The organism is Noviherbaspirillum pedocola (assembly GCF_016632335.1).
Taxonomy (GTDB): domain Bacteria; phylum Pseudomonadota; class Gammaproteobacteria; order Burkholderiales; family Burkholderiaceae_D; genus Noviherbaspirillum_A; species Noviherbaspirillum_A pedocola.
Genome location: NZ_JAEPBG010000028.1, coordinates 1 through 17,735, shown reverse-complemented (window position 1 = coordinate 17,735; position 17,735 = coordinate 1). Strand labels below are relative to the sequence as shown.

Genomic DNA, 17,735 nt, shown 5'->3' with positions numbered 1-17,735 from the left:
AAGGCTGTTATGAACTCCAGGGTTTGCGTGAAACCGTATTACATCTTCTCGGTCTCGCCCGATTTCGGCTGCCACTTCATCAGCCGCCGTTCCACCAGGCCAACCAGTCCATCGAGCACGAGCGCGAACAGCGTCAGCACGATGATGCCGGCATACACGGTATTGACATCGAAGCTGCCCTCAGCCTGCAGGATCAGGTAGCCGACGCCACGCGCCGAGCCGAGGTATTCGCCGACGATGGCGCCGACAAAGGCCAGGCCGACCGACGTGTGCAGGCTGGAAAACACCCAGGAGGTAGCCGAAGGCAGATAAACCGCGCGCAACAGCTGGCCGCGGTTGGCGCCGAGCATGCGCGCATTGGCCAGCACCACCGGACTGACTTCGCGCACGCCCTGGTAGACATTGAAGAACACGATGAAGAACACCAGCGTCACCGCCAGCGCCACCTTGGACCAGATGCCCAGGCCAAACCACATCGCGAAGATCGGCGCGAGGATCACGCGCGGCATGGAATTCGCCGCCTTCACATAGGGGTCGAGGATGGCGGAAGCCATCGGCGACAAGGCCAGCCACAGGCCGATGACCAGCGCCAGCACGGTACCAATCACAAAGGCCAGGAGCGTCTCGGTCAGTGTCACCAGCAGGTGCGGATAGATCTCCGCCGGGAAGTTCAGCGTGAACCAGGTGTTGTCGCCGGTGCCGACTTCCAGCTTGCCGTCGCCGACGGTGAACCATTGCCAGATGCGCTCGAGCACCTTGATCGGCTCGCCAAAGAAGAAGGCCGCCTGCGGATTGCGCGTGGCCAGATGCCACACGACAAAGATCGCCACCAGCACCAGCGCCTGCCAGACGCGCAGGTTGCGCGGGTTCGGTTTGAGGAAACGCCACATGATCGGACTCACACTTTCTTCTTCTGCTGCTGATAACCCTTGAGCACTTCCTCGCGCAGCACGCCCCAGATCTGCGCATGCAATTCAACGAAGCGCGGATGGCTGCGTATCTCGGCCACGTCGCGCGGACGCGGCAGATCGATCGTGAATTCGCCGATCGGATGCGTGCCCGGACCGGCCGACAGCACTACCACGCGGTCCGACATCGCGATCGCTTCATCAAGATCATGCGTGATGAACAGCACCGCCTTCTTCTTCGCGCTCCACAAGTCCAGCACTTCGTTTTCCATCAGCTGGCGCGTCTGGATATCGAGCGCGGAGAAAGGCTCGTCCATCAGGATGATGTCCGGGTCGAGCACCAGGGTCTGCGCGAGAGCAACGCGCTTGCGCATGCCGCCCGAGAGCTGATGCGGATAGCGGTCGCCGAAGCCGGCCAGACCGACGCGCGCAAGCCATTCTTCGCCGAGCGCGCGGGCCTCGCCGTCGGCCATGCCACGAAACTGCAGGCCGGCCACCACGTTGTCCAGCGCGCTGCGCCACGGCATCAGCGCCTCGGCCTGGAACATGTAGCCGGCGCGGCGGTTGATGCCCTTGAGCGGTTCGCCGAATACCGTGACCTTGCCCGAGGATGGTTCGAGCAGTCCGGCCGCGACATTGAGCAGCGTCGACTTGCCGCAGCCGGTGGGGCCGACCACCGATACGAATTCGCCGGGCGCGATCGCAAGCCGGGTGTCGGCTACCGCGGTATAGCGCTGCGAGCGGTCGTCCTTGGACACGAAGGTGCAGCGGATATCGTCGAAGAACAGCGCCGGTGCAGCGGCGCCGGCGGCATTACTTGGTGCTGGCATTGGCATGCTTGACGAACTCATTGGTATAGGTGCGCGCCAGATCGATCTTCTTGCCGGCCAGTTGCGGCTCGAAGGCCTGCAATGTTTTCAGCGCGGTGGCCGGTCCCGCTTCGGGGATCATGCCGTCCGGCGACAGCGCCTCGCGCACATGGCTGAAGGCTTCGAGATACAAAGCCTTGTCGCCGAGTTGATAGCTCTCCGGCACCACCTTCACGATGTCCGACGGGCCGGCTTTCTGCAGCCACTTCAGCGCCTTGACCATTGCATTCGTCAGCGCCTGCGTGGTGCGCGGGTTCTTCTTGATGAAGGCTTCGGGAGCATACAGCGTGGCCGCCGGCATCGGGCCGCCGAACAGCTCCTGCGTATCCTTCAGCGTGCGGGTATCCGCGATGATGCGGATCTCCTTGTCGTGCTGCATCATCGTGATGACCGGATCGAGATTGGAGATCGCGTCGATCTGCCCCGAGCGCAGCGCCGACAATGCGCCGGCCGCGGTGCCTACGCCGATGAAGGACACGTCGGAAGGCTTCAGCCCGCCCTTGGCCAGCACGAAATTCGCCACGATGTTGGTGGATGAACCGGGCGCGGTCACGCCGATCTTCTTGCCCTTGAGGTCGGTGATGGACTTGTAGTTGGGCATGGTCTTGTTCGACACGCCGAATACGATCTGCGGCGCACGGCCCTGCAGCACGAAGGCGGTGATGAACTGGTTCTTGGCCTGCATGTCGATGGTGTGCTCGAAGGCGCCGGACACCACGTCGGCGCTGCCGCCGATCATGGCCTGCAGGGCCTTGGAGCCGCCGGCGAAATCGCTGATCTCTACCTGCAGGCCTTCTTCCTTGAAGTAGCCGAGCTGCTCGGCAATGGTCAGCGGCAGGTAGTAGAACAGGTTCTTGCCGCCGACGGCGATGGATACCTTCTGCTTTTCCAGGCCTTGGGCCGCGTTTTGGGCCACTGCATTGCCGCCGATGAGCGTAGCGAAAAGGCAGCCGGCGGCCGCCAGGAAGCGTCGTTTGCGGGGATTCATCTGGTCTCCTTGATGCGCGCCATGTTCTTGTGGATGGCGCTGTTGTTGTGCTTCAGGCCCGCAGGGCGGGCCGGGGTAAGACATTACCACAGGAGAGAGGCGCGATGGAGGGGGCTATGGGTCACGCACAAGGCAGGCCATAGCAACGCGTAGGTTGGGCTGCCAAGCCCAACAGAAGCCTGCACTGGATCGACCTTCATGTTGGGCTTGACAGCCCAACCTACGCGCTCAAAACATCAACCCATCGCGCCGAACTTGCCATTGGTGTAATCCCGCACCGCCTGCTGTATCTCTTCGCGGGTATTCATCACGAACGGCCCATGCGCCACCACCGGCTCGCCGATCGGTTGCGCATGGCCGAACAGCAGGAACGCATCGCTGTCGGCTTCGATATCGACGCTGTCGCCATCCTCATTGAGCTCGATCAGATGATGCTGCCGGGCGGCTTCGCCGGCGATTCGGATCGCGCCGCGCACGACGTACAGAAATACATTGCGGTCACGCACGCCATCGAAGCTCACCTGGCCGCCAGCGGCCAGCGCGATCGTGCTCATGAAGACGCCCGTCAGTGATTCGAAGGGACCTCGGCTGCCATGCCACTCGCCGGCGATCAAGTTCACGACGCCCTTGCCATCATCAAGCGGCAGCGCCGGTATCGCTTCCTTCTGCAAGCCGACATAGCGCGGCGGCGTCATCTTCAGCCTCGATGGCAGATTGACCCACAGTTGCAGTATCTCGAGCGGTCCGCCGCTTTCCAGGAAAGACTGCGGCGACACTTCCGCATGCACCAGGCCGCTGCCTGCGGTCATCCATTGCACGCCGCCGGCATGGATCACGCTTTCATGGCCGCCGCTGTCGCGATGCGCGAGCGAGCCTTCGAGAATGAAGGTCACGGTCTCGAAGCCGCGGTGCGGATGCGGCCCGAATGGCAAGCCACGGTTGTTGCGGCCATAGGTCTGCGGGCCGTGATGGTTGAGGAAAAGGAAGGGATCGATCTGCTCAACGGCAGGGCCCGGCACCGGGCGACGGGTGACGAGGTCGCCAATGTCGTCACGGTACGCCGGATGCTGATGGCGGATGGTCTTGCTGCTCATGGTCATTCCTTATGCAATGCCGCACGACGGACCGGACGCCTCCAGCTGCGCCGCGCGCTTGCCTTCTTCGATGCGCATCGCCGATGGCAGGTCCACGCCATTCTTCACCGCCGTCATCTCGGCCAGGATGGAGATCGCGATCTCGGATGGCGTCTTGCTGCCGATATACAGGCCGATCGGGCCATGCAGCTTCGCGAGCTGCTCATCGCTGACATCGAACAGCTTCAGCCTGTCGCGCCGCTTCGCATTGTTGGCGCGCGAGCCGATCGCGCCGACGTAGAAGGCCGGCGACTTCAGCGCTTCCATCAGCGCCAGGTCATCCAACTTGGGATCATGGGTCAGCGCCACCACCGCGCTGCGTGCATCGAGCGCCATCTCGATCACCAGGTCGTCCGGCATCGCATGCACTACCGGCACCTCGGGCACGCTCCAGCTGTCGCGGTATTCCTCGCGCGGATCGCAGACGGTCACCCCGTAATCCATGCCGAGCGCGATGCGCGCGACAAAGGCCGAGAGCTGGCCGGCGCCGATGATCAGCAGGCGCCAGCGCGGACCGTGGATGGTGGTCAGGGCCGCAGCCGACACCTGCAGCGTCATGCCGGGGCCGGCCGGACCGAGCGTGACGTCGCCGCTGGCCAGGTCGAGCCGGCGTGCCACGAGTTGATGTTGCGCGAGTCGTTCCAGCAGCTCCGGGATGCGGCTTCGCGATGACAGCGGCTCGATGGCCAGCTGTATCGTGCCGCCGCAAGGCAGGCCGAAGCGGTGCGCTTCTTCGGCGGTAATGCCGTAGGTCACGATTTCGGGTAACTCCCGCGTGATGCCCTCCTCTCGCACTTTGGCGATCAGATCATCCTCGACGCAGCCGCCCGACACCGAGCCGACCACGCGGCCATCGGCGGCGATGGCCAGCGTCGCGCCCTCGGGCCGCGGGCTCGAGCCCCAGGTGCGGATCACGGTGACGAGCTGGCAGGCCAAGCCCTGGCGCAGCCAGGCGTCGCAGGTCTTCAGAACTTCAAGGTCAATGCTATCCATGCGCTCTCTCGTGGGTGGAGGCGGCACTATGCCATAGGGTGGGAGGGGACGTATTGCGCTGTCCCGGAGCGCACACGTCAATCATTTCCTCCTGATCCGTGAACAAAGATTACTCGGCAGACACACAAGCCCTGTTTTGCGTAATCCGTGCCGAAGAGGGAAAACCGATGCCGACTATCAGCTGCTTCTACGGTATCTTGACTCAGATGTTCTGGAACGATCACGCTCCTCCTCACTTTCACGCGCTCTATGCCGAGCACGAAGCGCTTATCGATATCAGAACGCTGGAAGTCATTGAAGGGGCCGTTCCGCGCCGTGCGCTGTCACTCATATTGGAATGGGCCGAGCAACATCGCATGGAACTCATGGAGGATTGGACATGATGCGAGCGCAGACAATCACCGAAGAAAATTCAACCGCTGACCTGACCCCGTCCGTCAAGCCAAGCATGCCGTGGCGTGTGGCGCATGTGGAAGCACTTGGCAATTTTCGATTGCAAGTTCGATTCCTAGACGGCCTCGAAGGCATTGTCGACATGGACGCCTTGGTACATTCTCCGGATGCCGGCTTCTTTCAAGTGCTAGCGCAACCCGCATTGTTCAGGCAAGTACACCTCGTGCACGGTGTGGTGACTTGGCCGGGCGAAATCGATCTTGCTCCCGATGCGATGTATCGTCATATCCAAGCGGAAGGCACATGGCTGCTTCGATAAAGAGCGCATCCGGTTCTTCTTTGTGCTGCAGATTTTCGTTACCGATCTTCATTCGCCTAGAGCCAACAAACTCGCATTCCCACCCGCCGCGCTGGTATTGACGCACAGCGCGCGCTCCACCATTAGCCGCCATAGCGGGATATCCGCCTCCTCCACGACCTCGATCGCCGGCAACAGCGCGCCGTCGCGTTGGGCGAGCGCGATGCGCAGCGGCGCATGCTCGCGGTCCAGCAGGACAAGCTGCGCGTCGACGCTGGCAATGTCATGCGCCTGCTTGATGTTGAAACCAAGAGAGGCCGGAAGCTCCCGCGCCGCCGCGCCGGCCAGTAGCACCGCATTGCCGGTCGCCAGCCCGGCCAGCGCCATGTGCGCCAAAGTCTTCACATTCGCCGCCGCGCACAGCACTGTTCCTCGTGGCGCGAAGCGCAGCGTATTGCGCTCGCCGGTCGGGCCGGGCAACGCCAGCGTCCGACCCAGCGGCGTGATGTCGGCATAACGATTTCCGCGTTCGGCGACTTCCGCCCAGCCCTGTGCCTCGCACCAGGCGAGCAACTCGGCAAACGGCGGCGCGAACCCTGGCCGCGACTGCGCCCCTCCTTGCCACTGCCCATCGCGCTGCAGTCGCTTCAGATACAACGGCCCGCCAGCCTTCGGACCTGTACCCGACTTGCCCTCGCCGCCGAAAGGCTGCGCGCCGACCACCGCGCCGATGATGTTGCGGTTCACATAGAGGTTACCGACGTGCGCCTTGCCTGCGATGTCTTCGACGGTCGCATCGATGCGGCTGTGCACGCCCATCGTCAAGCCATAGCCGGTCGCATGGATCGCATCAAGCAGGTGCGGCAAGTCTTCATGCCGATAGCGCAGCAGATGCAGCACCGGGCCGAAGACTTCCTGGGTCAGCTCGGATACCGCGTCGATCTCGATCAGCGTCGGCGCGAAGAACGAGCCCGCGCCACACGCATCGGGCAAATCCGCTTGATGCACCGCCTTGCCGGCCGCGCGCATGCGCTCGACGTGGCCTTGCAAGGCGCGCTGCGCATCCTCATCGATGACGGGGCCCACGTCGGTGGCAAGACTGGCCGGATCGCCAATGACAAGCTCGCGCATCGCGCCTTTCAACATCTTCACCACCGTTTCGCCGATCTCTTCCTGCACGCACAGCAGCCGCAATGCCGAGCAGCGCTGGCCGGCGCTGTCGAAGGCTGACGCGAGCGCATCCTGCACCAGTTGCTCGGGCAGCGCGGTGGAATCCGCGATGAGCGCATTCTGGCCCCCGGTCTCGGCGATCAGCGCGATCTCCCTGCCCTCGTCGACCGTGCGTCGCGCCAGCAAGCGGTTGATGCCCTGCGCGACTTCAGTCGAGCCGGTGAACAACACCGCGTCCACGCGCGCGTCGAGCACCAGGCGCGCGCCCACGGATTCACCGCGGCCGGGCAGGAGTTGCAGCGCAGTGCGCGGCACGCCGGCCTCAAACAGCAATTGCGTGGCCCGCATCGCGATCAGCGGCGTTTGCTCGGCCGGTTTGGCCAGCACCGCGTTGCCAGCGGCCAGCGCCGCGGCGAGCTGGCCGGTGAAGATCGCCAGCGGAAAATTCCACGGACTGATGCATACCGCGATGCCCAGCGCCTGCGCTGTGTCATCGGCCTCGGCCATGCCGGCGTAATAGCGCAGAAAGTCGGCCGCCTCGCGCACTTCTCCAAGCGCATTGGCCAGCGTCTTGCCGGCTTCACGTATCGCCAGGAGCATCAATTCATGTCGGTGCGCTTCGAACAGGTCCGCAGCCCGCCGCAAGACGCTAGCGCGCTGCGCGGCGTCCGCTTCCCATGCGCGCGCCGCGCAGAGCGCGGCATCGACATCCCGCTCGCTGGGTTCATGCACGCAGCCGACGATGTCTTCGCGGTTCGCCGGATTGCGCACAGGCTGTGCTCCGCCCGGCTCGGCTTCCATGGCGAGCAAGGGCGCGGCATTCCAATCCGTGGCCATCGCCGCGTCGAAAGCGGCATGCACCGCGCGCAGGGCCGATTCGCTGGACAGATCGATGCCGCCCGAATTGCGCCGCTGCGGCTGGTACAGATCAATGGGCTGCGCAATATCCGGATGCGGCGCGCCGCCATCCGAGATCGTCGCCGCAAATGGATCGGCAAGCAGCTCCTCGACGCTGACACGGGGATCGACGATGCGGTTCACGAATGAGGAATTCGCGCCGTTTTCCAGCAGCCGGCGCACGAGATAGGCAAGCAACGTGTCATGCGAGCCGACTGGCGCATAGATGCGGCAGGCCACGCCCAGCGGCGGCGCGCCGACGATTTCGTCATACAGCGCTTCGCCCATGCCGTGCAGGCACTGGAATTCATAGGCGCCAACGCCAGCCTGGCGCGCCCAGTCGAGGACGGTTGCCAGCGTATGCGCATTGTGCGTGGCGAATTGCGGATACAGCACATCGGCGCCGGCGAGCATGCGGCGCGCGCAGGCGAGATACGAGACATCGGTATGGCGCTTTCGCGTAAAGACCGGGAAGCCCGGCATGCCATCGACCTGGGCGCGCTTGATCTCCGCATCCCAGTAGGCGCCCTTCACCAGGCGCAGCATGAAACGCCGGCCGCGCCGCCGCGCCGTATCGATCAACCAATCGATCACCTGCGGACAACGCTTCTGATAGGCCTGGACCACGAAGCCCAGGCCATCAAAACCATCGAGCGCGGCATCTTCGACCAGCGCCTGCCACAGGTCCAGTGACAGTTCCAGCCTGTCGCTTTCCTCGGCATCGATATTGATGCCGATGCCGCGTTCTGCCGCCATCAATGCGAGATGGCGCAGGCGCGGCAGCAGCTCGCGCATCACGCGCACGCGCTGCGCGCGGCCATAGCGCGGATGCAGCGCCGAAAGCTTGACCGAAATGCCCGGGCCATCGTGCAGGCCGCGCCCGGCGACCGAGCGGCCGATGGCTTCAATCGCCTCCTCATAGGCGCGGCAATAACGATCGGCGTCATCCATGGTCAGCGCCGCTTCGCCGAGCATGTCATAGGAATGACGGTAGCCGCGCGCTTCACGCTCGCGCGCATGCGCCAGCGCTTCCTCGATGTCGCGCCCCGCAACGAACTGCCGGCCCAGGAGGCGCATCGCCGCATCCATGCCGCGCCTGATCAGGGGCTCGCCGCCGCGGGTGATCATGCGCGACAGCGCATGCGGCAAGGACTGCGCATCGGCTTGTCCGAGCAGCTTGCCGGAGATCAGCAAACCCCAGGCTGCGGCATTGACGAACAGGGAAGGCGAGCCGAGATGGCTGCGCCAATCACCCCGCACGATCTTGTCGGCGATCAGCCGGTTCGCGGTGTCTTCATCGGGAATGCGCAGCAGCGTTTCGGCCAGGCACATCAGCGCGATGCCCTCCTGCGAGGACAGCGAGAATTCGTGCATCAGCGCATCGACGCCATGGGCATGGCTGCGCTTCTTGCGCACCGCCTCGACCAGGCGCCGCGCCAGATCGCGCGCTCCTGGAGCTTCGGCGCGCGCATCCAGCAGCGGGCGCAGCGCCGCGGCTTCATTCGTGCGGCAGGCGGCGTCGATGGCGCGGCGCAATGGAGCGGGTTCGGGGAGGATGTCGTTGCGCAAGGGGGTGCGCGGGTCGCGGAATGCATCCATGTCGTTCTCCCTTCGGGCTGGGCCGGATGCGTCAAGCATACGCCCTGGTCATGCGCTTGCGTTGACGCAAAGCGCATGACCAGGGCGTATGCCCGCAGGCATGCCACCGGACCTGGGGCAAGCGTTTCATTCACTTACCCACTGCGGTCTCAGGCCGGCTTGGCCACCATCAGGTAGAACACCACCATCAGCGCCAGGAAGGCCGGTATGCCGAGCAGCACCCAGATCCTCAGGTAGCGCCAGTAAATTGCCGGCAATTCGGTGCCGGCCGCGTCGGCCGCGCGCGCATATTCGCGCATCCGTATCTGCAGCCATACCACCGGCAGCCAGCAGGCGCCGGCGATCAGGTACAGCACGATGGTCCACAGGATCCATCGGCTCGTCAGCGGATAGCCGGCCAGGTGCATCATGTAGAAGCCGGTCAGCGGCTGGATGAGGATGGTCGGCGTGGTGAACAGCCAATCGGCCAGCACCACGAAGCGCACCACGCTGGCAATCGCGCGCACATTGCGCGTCAGGCTGATGACCAGCATGTAGAAAGCCGAGCCGATGCCGGTGCCGAACAACAGCGTCGACGACAGGATGTGCAGCCATTTGACGATTACGTATTCCATCCATCCCTCTCGAGTTCGTACAGCATCCAGATCGCGGCGAGCATCGGCAGATTCTTCAGCAGCGGGCCATACGGATGCAGCCAGAATTCCGGCAGGCGCAGGCTGATGATGACGGTGTAGAACAGGATCAGCGCCAGTTGCGCCAGCCACAGCCAGCGCCGCATTGGCCGTGCAAGCGCGATGCAGCCGACGCCGAAGGCCATATCCAGCAGCGCGGCGCCATACAGCATCAGCGGCTGCAACGCTGCCGGCACGCCGGTGCGCGCCAGCAGCGCATAACTCGCTTCCACCGGATACAGGCCGAGCGAAACGATGCCGGTGACGATCCATACCAGCGCGATTGCCCAGCGCATCATGGGCAGCAGCCAGCCGAGCTGCGCGGAAAGTCGCTCTGCTCCTGCATCGCGAGCCGCAATGAAGTCGCGCGGCGCGCGCGGCGCATGGCCGAGCACGCGGGCGAAGTCCGTGGCATCGGCGACGTTGCCGCGCTCGAGCATGGCCAGGCTGTCGTCATCGAGCAAACTGCCGGGCGACAGCGAGCCGGCATGCGCGGCGATGCGGGCCAGGCCGATCGGCACCGGCAGCACGAGCGCGCGCGGCAAACCCATCGCGGCGCGCAATTGCGCGAGATAGCCGGCCAGCGAGACCGGATGCGGCCCGACGGCGGCGATGGTCATCGATTGCGCCACCGGCGCGTCGAGCAGATGCAGCACGGCCTCGCATAGATCATCCACGTGCAGCGGCTGCACCTGCTGCGCACCACCGCGTGGCAGGGCAAGGACCGGAAGGGAAGCCAGCAGATTGAACAGCCGCGCGCTGGCGCCGCCGGGACCATAGACCAGTGACGGCTGCATGATCACCGCGGGCAAATCAAGCCCGCGCAGATAATCGTCGGCGGCCCGCTTGGACAGGTGATAGCGGCTTTGCGCCGCGGCGTCCGCGCCCAACGCCGAGATCTGCAGCACCAGCTTGACGCCGGCATCGCGGCAGGCGGCGAACAGCGCTTGAGGCGCTCGCTGATGCAGTCGTTCAAAGCTCTGGCCCGGCGTCTCGCGGATGATGCCAACTGCGTTGATCACCGCATCCACGCCAACCAGGCGCGGCAGCCAGTCCTCGGCATGCAGGTCGCGATTGAAATCGGCTTCGACTTCGATATGACCGCGCCGCGTTACACCCTGCGGATGGCGCACCGCCGCCACCACGCAGTGGCCGCGGTCCAGCGATGCATCGAGCAGGCGGCGCCCGATGAAGCCGCTTGCACCAGTAAGCAATATGACCAAGCTTGCTCCTTTGTCGGCGCCCTCCCCGAAGCGGGAACCGCATGTGCCGGCCGCCATCCTATCCATACACGCGATACGACCCTCGGATGATTGGCGAGTTCATCCTCCACAGCCGAATGGAAAGCGCCTTGAACACCTGGTCAACTGCTGCAAGGGATGCATGGTGGTCGGCGTCGTGGCCAGCCTGGTAGCGAGCGCGGTGCTGAGCATCTTTCGGAACTTTGCTGACCCTTTCTCATGGCGGCATCGGCCTGGCGCTGGCCCGTCATACCCTGTCCTTTTGCAAAGCCAAAGGCCATTCTTCATAGGGAAACTTCACGGATTCCTACAACGGCTTGGGGGTCTGTCCGATACTGAACGAATTGACATTCTTGTAATCTAATCCGCCTGAATACTGTAGCAATGCGAGCAGGCATCGGTGTCCTGCGCCGCGGGTTTGTTGAACAGGCGATGGCAAGAATCAAAGTAGTGCCGCGTCGAATGCGCCAGCAGGGCAGCGTGCCCTGCAAGGCGCTTCTTCTGGCCGCGCCGCAGCGCACGCCGTCCCGGTGCGTCAATGAATCCATGGAACCGGACGCCAGCGCACATTAGCCCTATCACGCCGATTCCTTTTGGTTGCGCGGCCCGCTCCTACCATGCATGGCTGGCCCGCGCTTTGATGGGCCTCCAAACTTGGCTTGGTCGGTCGCAGCGTCAAACCTCTCAGGTTTCGATGCCATGGCTACGCATTGCTGTTTTTCGACCGCTGCACGCCAAACCAGGAGATAGCATGCCGACCATCATTGTGTTTTCCCATCTACGCTGGGACTTCGTCTATCAACGGCCCCAGCATCTGCTCTCCAGGCTTGCCGAAAACTACAAGATATGTTTTTTCGAGGAACCGATGTATCGTCCCGGGCCCAGCAGTCTGGAATATTCCAGCCCGCTGCCCAACGTCACCGTGTACCGGCCGCATACGCCGGTCGAGATGCCGGGATTCCATGACGATCATCTGCCCTACCTGAAAAAGATGGTGCGCGAGCTGGAGCAGGAAGGTGAGGAATACATTGTATGGTTCTATACGCCGATGGCGCTGCCCTTGCTGCAGGAACTGCATCCGCGCCTGGTGGTGTACGACTGCATGGATGAACTGTCGGCCTTCAAGAACCCGCCGAAGCAGCTGCTGCAGCGTGAGAGCTCGCTATTGAAGCGTGCCGATATCGTCTTTACCGGCGGCCCGAGCCTGTACAACGCCAAGAAGGATCGCCATCCGAATGTGCACTGCTTCCCGAGCAGCGTGGATGTGAAGCACTTCGCCCAGGCGCTGGACCGCGCCAATGCGCATCCGGCGCACCGCGACATTCCGGGCCCGCGCCTGGGTTTCTACGGCGTGATCGACGAACGCTTCGACCCGAGCCTGATCGACAAGCTGGCCGAAGCCCATCCGCAATGGCAGATCGTGCTGGTCGGCCCGGTGGTGAAGATCGATCCCGCATCGCTGCCGCGCCGCGACAACGTCCATTACCTTGGCCAGCAAGGCTACGACGCGCTGCCGCGCCTGCTCGCCGGCTGGGATGTGTGCCTGATGCCGTTCGCATTGAACGAGTCGACCAAGTTCATCAGCCCAACCAAGTCGCTGGAATACATGGCAGCCGAGCTGCCCATCGTCAGCACGCCGATCAAGGACGTGGTGGACTTGCACAGCGATGTCGTTGCGATTGCCCATACACCGGAAGAATTCGTCGCCGCCTGCGAAGCCGCGCTGCTGGCATCTGCAGAAGAGCGGCAGCGCATGGTCGACACCATGCGCGACAAGCTCACCCGCACTTCCTGGGACAGCACCGCCACCAGCATGCACGGCCTGATGAGCGAGCTGGCCCAGGCCGCGCGCGACTCGGCCGCGGCGATTGCCGCCGCCAGCACGCCCGTGGAAGCTGGCACGCTGCAGAACGTGAACCAGCTTGCCAAGCTGCCGGCGAAGAATTACAGCACCATCGTCATCGGCGCCGGTCCGACCGGGCTGTCGGCTGCCTATCACCTGGACAAGGACACGCTGCTGCTGGAGCGCAATGACACCGTGGGCGGCTGGTGCCGTTCGATTCAGGACCAGGGCTTCACCTTCGATTACGCCGGCCACATCATGTTCTCCAACGATGCTTATGTGCTGGAGATGTATGACACCCTGCTCGGCGACAATCTGCACTGGCAGAACCGCGAAGCCTGGATCTACAGCCATGGCGTGCATACCCGCTATCCGTTTCAGGGCGCACTGCACGGCCTGCCGCCGAAGGTGATTGCGGAATGCATTACCGGCGCCATCGAAGCCCGCTATGGCAGCACACGCCAGCCCGACACCACATCGAGCGCGGCCAACTGCAATGCCGCCGATGGCGATGCCAAGGATGCGATGGACTGCTGCGGCGATGGCGCCGCGGTCACGCCGCTGGCCACCCCTGCGCCGGCGCAACAGGCTGCCGCGGTCGCGCTGCAGAACACCGCGCCGCGCAACTTCGAAGAGTTCATCTACCGCGTCTGGGGCGCAGGCATCGCGAAGCATTTCGCGATTCCGTACAACCGCAAGCTGTGGACGGTGCCGCTGACCGAGATGGAAACCTCATGGCTCGGCGGCCGGGTGCCGCTGCCGGATCTGAACGAGATCATCGAAGGCGCGCTCGAGCCGGTGGCCAAGCCGATGGGTCCGAACGCCCGCTTCGGCTATCCGCTGCGCGGCGGCTTCGAAGCGCTGATGCGCGGCTTCCTGCCGCACATCAAGGGCACGGTGGAAACCAATGCCAAGGTGGTCGAAGTCCTGCCGCAGGAAAAGGTGGTGGCGCTGTCCGACGGCCGCCGCTTCCAGTATGAACAGCTGCTGTCGACGATGCCGCTGCCTGAACTGGTGAAGCTCATCGACGGTCATGCGCCGCGCGAGATCCATGCGGCGGCGCAGGGCCTGCGGCACATCTCGGTATGCTGCGTCAATCTCGGCGTGGCGCGCGAGAACATCACCGACAAGCACTGGATCTACTACCCGGAGGACAGCATCTTCCATCGCGTCTTCGTGCAGGGTAATGCCAGCCCGCACTGCAACGCGCCGGGTGGCTTCGCGCTGACCTGCGAGATTTCGTATTCCGAGCACAAGCCGCTGCAGTTGAAGGGCGAAGCGCTCATCGAGCGCTGCATGGCCGACCTGGTGAAGGTTGGCCTGCTCAAGCCCGAGGACACGCTTATGACTTCCAACATCGTCGACATGCCGTATGCCTATGTGCTGTACGACCATGCGCGCGCGAAGAATGTGGACACCATCCGCCAGTGGCTGGCGCAATACGACATCGTGCTCGCCGGCCGCTACAGCGAATGGGAGTACTACAACTCGGACCATGCCTTCCTTGCGGGCAGGAAGGCGGCGCAGGCGGTCGAAGCGCTGCGTCCGAAGAAACGGGTGCTCGGCGCCAATGAATGAGACAACGCTCGCATGATGCACTTGGCCGGCGCTGCGAGGCGCCGGCCTGTTTCCTCTCATTTCTCTGCATGCAATCCACACTGCATGTCCATGCCTCAACTCCCACAACTTCCTACTGCAACGCATGAACGCACACTATCCCAACGCAGAGACCACGCGCGCGCATTCCGCATCCGAAGTACCAGAACTCTGGGGCGGCATTGAGTGCACGGTTGCACGCGTGCGCGAGGATTATCGCAATCAGGCTGACGAGACCGGGCACACGCAGCGCGATGCCGACCTGGACCTCGTTGCATCCCTGGGCATACGCACACTGCGCTATCCGGTGCTGTGGGAAACGATTTCCCCCGACAGGCCCGACGCATGCGACTGGCGCTGGCATGACCGGCGTATCAACCGCATGCGCGAGCTGGGCATCGCGCCGATCGCAGGCCTGGTGCACCATGGCAGCGGCCCGCGCTATACCAGCCTGATGGATTTCGAGTTTCCGGAGAAGCTGGCGCGCCACGCAGCTCATGTCGCCGAGCGCTATCCATGGATCGACAAATACACGCCGGTCAACGAGCCGCTGACCACCGCGCGGTTTTCGGGCCTCTACGGCCACTGGTATCCGCATGGCACCGATGAGCGCTGCTTTCTGCGCACCCTGGTCAACCAGTGCCGCGCAGTCGTGCTGTCGATGGCGGCAATACGCCGCGTGAACCCGGCCGCGCAACTGGTGCAGACCGAGGACCTCGGCAAGACCTTCAGCACGCCGCGCCTGCAATACCAGGCTGATTACGAAAATGATCGGCGCTGGCTCAGCTTCGATCTGCTATGCGGACGCATCACGCGCGAGCATCCCTGGCATGACATCTTTCTGAAGAACGGCATCTCCGCGATCGAGCTGGACTTCTTCGTCGATCATCCCTGCCCGCCCGATATCGTTGGCATCAATCATTACCTGACCAGCGAGCGGTACCTGGACGAGCGCATGGAGATGTTTCCCGAACATCACCATGCCGGCAACCTGATGGAACGCTATGCCGACGTGGAAGCGGTGCGCATCGATTTCGCCGAGCGCCCGACTGGGCCGCTGGCGCGGCTGCGCGAAGCCTGGGAACGGTATCGGCTGCCAGTCGCGGTCACCGAGGCGCATCACGGCAATACCCGCGACGAACAATTGCGCTGGCTGTCCGAGGTGTGGAATGCGACGGTGCAATTGAAGAGCGAAGGCGCGGACATCCGCGCGCTGACGGTCTGGTCCCTGTTCGGCTGCGTCGACTGGAACACCTTGCTCACGCAAAGGAATGGTTTCTACGAGCCGGGCGTGTTTGATGTGCGCAGCAATCCGCCGCGCCCCACCGCGCTGGCGCATGCGGCGCAATCGCTGGCCACCAGGGGCCGCTTCGACCATCCGGTGCTGGACCATGGCGGCTGGTGGCTGCGGCATGACCGCTTCTACAACGCACCGGAATATCCGCCGGCGGCGGCGGCGCTGGTATCCAGGCCGCGCCAGATCCTGATCACCGGCGCCACCGGCACGCTGGGTCGCGCGCTGTCGCGCATTGCCACGTTGCGCGGCCTGGATCATGTTCTGGTGTCGCGGCGCGACATGGATATCACCGACCCGGCCTCGGTGGAAGCGGCGATCGACAAGCACAAGCCTTGGGCCATCATCAATGCGGCCGGTTATGTGCGGGTCGACCAGGCCGAGCGCGAGGAGGAGCGCTGCTTCCGCGAGAATGCGCTCGGCGCGGAAATCATCGCCCGTTCCTGCGCGCGACATGGCATCGCCTATGTAGCCTTTTCTTCCGACCTGGTGTTCGACGGGCTGCTCGGCCGCGCCTATGTCGAAAGCGACGCGGTCAATCCGATGAATGTCTACGGCCGCAGCAAGGCGCAGGCCGAGCGGCTGGTGCGCGAAGCCTTCCCCGATGCGCTGGTAGTGCGCACCAGCGCCTTCTTCGGTCCCTGGGACCAGTACAACTTCGTACACATGACGCTGCGCGCCCTGGCCGAGGGCCGGCGCGTGGAAGCCAGCGATGCGGTGCTGGTGTCCCCAACCTATGTGCCGGATTTGGCACATGCGGCGCTGGACCTGCTGGTGGACCGCAGCTCGGGCGTGTGGCACCTGGCCAATCGCGGCGAGATTTCCTGGCACGAGCTGGCGCTGCGCGCGGCGAAGGAAGCCGGCATGGAAGCATCGGGACTGGTCCGCGTCGATGGCGGCGAGCGACGGGTGACGACGCTGTCCTCGGAACGCGGCTTGATTCTGCCGCCGCTGGAGGGAGCGATCAGCCGGTTCGTCCGGGATGTAGCGGTGGGGTTCAGGTGAAAGAAGAATGTAGAAGGTGAGTGATCTGATTGTGTAGGGTGGGCGCAGCCCACGCGGGTGTTCAAGAACTGCGTGGGCTGCGCCCGCCCTACGGAACTGGAGGAAGCGATCAGCCGGTTCGTCCGGAAGGTGGCGGTGGTGCAGATAAAAGAAGAATGTGGAAGGTATGTGATCTGATTGTGTAGGGTAGGCGCAGCCCACGCGGATGGTTCAATAACTTCATTGGTTGTAATAGCACGATGCTGCGGGGTGCGACGCTAAGGCCGCGGTGCAGGACGTGGAGACCTGCCGTTGCAGTTGCAGTTGCAGTTGCAGTTGGTTTTGGCTTTTGTCGTTGCCGTTGCTTTTCATCCCGTTGATCGCGCCGTGTCGCCGGGCCCTGAAGCGGATAAGGTGCGGCGTCTGTCTGAGCGAAGCGCAGCGTAGCGAGTTTAGCCGCGCCCCGCTTCAGGGCCCGGCGCCACGGGAACCCCGCGCAGCGGGGCGCGATCTCCGGGTCGCCTTTTCTTGGTTACTTCTTTTGGCGAAGCAAAAGAAGTGACCCGGCTGCCGGGCCGGGACCCGGCTTGGTCGCCAAGTGCGATGTCCTTCTTGGGTCATCGGGCCATCAAACTTCGACCGGGCGGGCCTTTCAATCCAAACCTCGATCAACGCAACGACGACCAAGGCAAGAGCCTGCCCCTTCAGCGACATCACTCCGGTGACGCAAAACGTTCAGCGCCCCCTCGACCTAGCCGGGTCCCGGCCCGGCAGCCGGCCTACTTCTTTTGCGCGCCAAAAGAAGTAGGCAAGAAAAGGCGCCCCGGAGATTGCGCCCCGCTGCGCGGGGTTCCCGTG

Annotated in this window: 12 protein-coding genes; 4 read left to right on the top strand and 8 right to left on the bottom strand. The window is 63.9% G+C overall.

Annotated features, from left to right (window positions below; all coding sequences use genetic code 11):
- Window positions 1-38: 38 nt before the first annotated feature.
- The 5 genes from JJB74_RS29875 to JJB74_RS29855 all read right to left on the bottom strand — a co-directional run bounded on the left by JJB74_RS29875 (window position 39) and on the right by JJB74_RS29855 (window position 4,891).
- Complete coding sequence (locus tag JJB74_RS29875) at window positions 39-890, bottom strand: ABC transporter permease (protein WP_200598224.1); 852 nt, start codon at window positions 888-890, stop codon at window positions 39-41.
- A gap of 8 nt (window positions 891-898) precedes the next feature.
- On the bottom strand, window positions 899-1,738 hold the full coding sequence (locus tag JJB74_RS29870) for an ABC transporter ATP-binding protein (protein WP_200598211.1): 840 nt from the start codon (window positions 1,736-1,738) through the stop codon (window positions 899-901).
- Window positions 1,722-2,765 carry an ABC transporter substrate-binding protein gene (locus JJB74_RS29865; protein ID WP_200598210.1) on the bottom strand — a complete coding sequence of 348 codons (1,044 nt, stop codon included), beginning with the start codon at window positions 2,763-2,765 and terminating at the stop codon, window positions 1,722-1,724. Before JJB74_RS29865 ends, JJB74_RS29870 begins: the two co-directional genes overlap by 17 nt.
- 236 nt (window positions 2,766-3,001) lie before the next feature.
- The gene (locus tag JJB74_RS29860; protein ID WP_200598209.1) at window positions 3,002-3,859 is read right to left on the bottom strand and encodes a pirin family protein; all 858 of its coding nucleotides are present in this window, start codon (window positions 3,857-3,859) and stop codon (window positions 3,002-3,004) included.
- 9 nt (window positions 3,860-3,868) lie between these two features.
- Entirely contained in the window at window positions 3,869-4,891 is a 1,023-nt protein-coding gene (locus tag JJB74_RS29855; protein ID WP_200598208.1) for an XdhC family protein, read from the bottom strand.
- 167 nt (window positions 4,892-5,058) lie between these two features.
- On the opposite strand from JJB74_RS29855, the gene JJB74_RS29850 reads away from it, so the two are divergent.
- Window positions 5,059-5,274: a DUF4160 domain-containing protein gene (locus tag JJB74_RS29850; protein ID WP_200598207.1), complete on the top strand. Its 216-nt coding sequence runs from the start codon at window positions 5,059-5,061 to the stop codon at window positions 5,272-5,274.
- On the top strand, window positions 5,271-5,603 hold the full coding sequence (locus JJB74_RS29845) for a DUF2442 domain-containing protein (RefSeq protein ID WP_234484977.1): 333 nt from the start codon (window positions 5,271-5,273) through the stop codon (window positions 5,601-5,603). The genes JJB74_RS29850 and JJB74_RS29845 overlap by 4 nt, the downstream gene beginning before the upstream one ends.
- A gap of 48 nt (window positions 5,604-5,651) precedes the next feature.
- On the opposite strand, the gene putA is transcribed toward JJB74_RS29845, so the two are convergent.
- The 3 genes from putA to JJB74_RS29830 form a co-directional block, all read right to left on the bottom strand.
- Window positions 5,652-9,248 carry a bifunctional proline dehydrogenase/L-glutamate gamma-semialdehyde dehydrogenase PutA gene (gene putA, locus JJB74_RS29840; RefSeq protein WP_200598206.1) on the bottom strand — a complete coding sequence of 1,199 codons (3,597 nt, stop codon included), beginning with the start codon at window positions 9,246-9,248 and terminating at the stop codon, window positions 5,652-5,654.
- 149 nt (window positions 9,249-9,397) lie between these two features.
- Window positions 9,398-9,862 carry a DUF2269 family protein gene (locus tag JJB74_RS29835; protein WP_200598205.1) on the bottom strand — a complete coding sequence of 155 codons (465 nt, stop codon included), beginning with the start codon at window positions 9,860-9,862 and terminating at the stop codon, window positions 9,398-9,400.
- On the bottom strand, window positions 9,850-11,142 hold the full coding sequence (locus tag JJB74_RS29830) for an NAD(P)H-binding protein (protein ID WP_234484976.1): 1,293 nt from the start codon (window positions 11,140-11,142) through the stop codon (window positions 9,850-9,852). The genes JJB74_RS29835 and JJB74_RS29830 overlap by 13 nt, the downstream gene beginning before the upstream one ends.
- A 769-nt stretch (window positions 11,143-11,911) precedes the next feature.
- Between JJB74_RS29830 and JJB74_RS29825 the strand changes: the two genes are divergently transcribed.
- Both JJB74_RS29825 and JJB74_RS29820 read left to right on the top strand, forming a co-directional pair.
- Complete coding sequence (locus tag JJB74_RS29825; protein ID WP_200598203.1) at window positions 11,912-14,581, top strand: FAD-dependent oxidoreductase; 2,670 nt, start codon at window positions 11,912-11,914, stop codon at window positions 14,579-14,581.
- A gap of 124 nt (window positions 14,582-14,705) precedes the next feature.
- Window positions 14,706-16,898: a family 1 glycosylhydrolase gene (locus JJB74_RS29820; protein WP_200598202.1), complete on the top strand. Its 2,193-nt coding sequence runs from the start codon at window positions 14,706-14,708 to the stop codon at window positions 16,896-16,898.
- Window positions 16,899-17,735 lie beyond the last annotated feature (837 nt).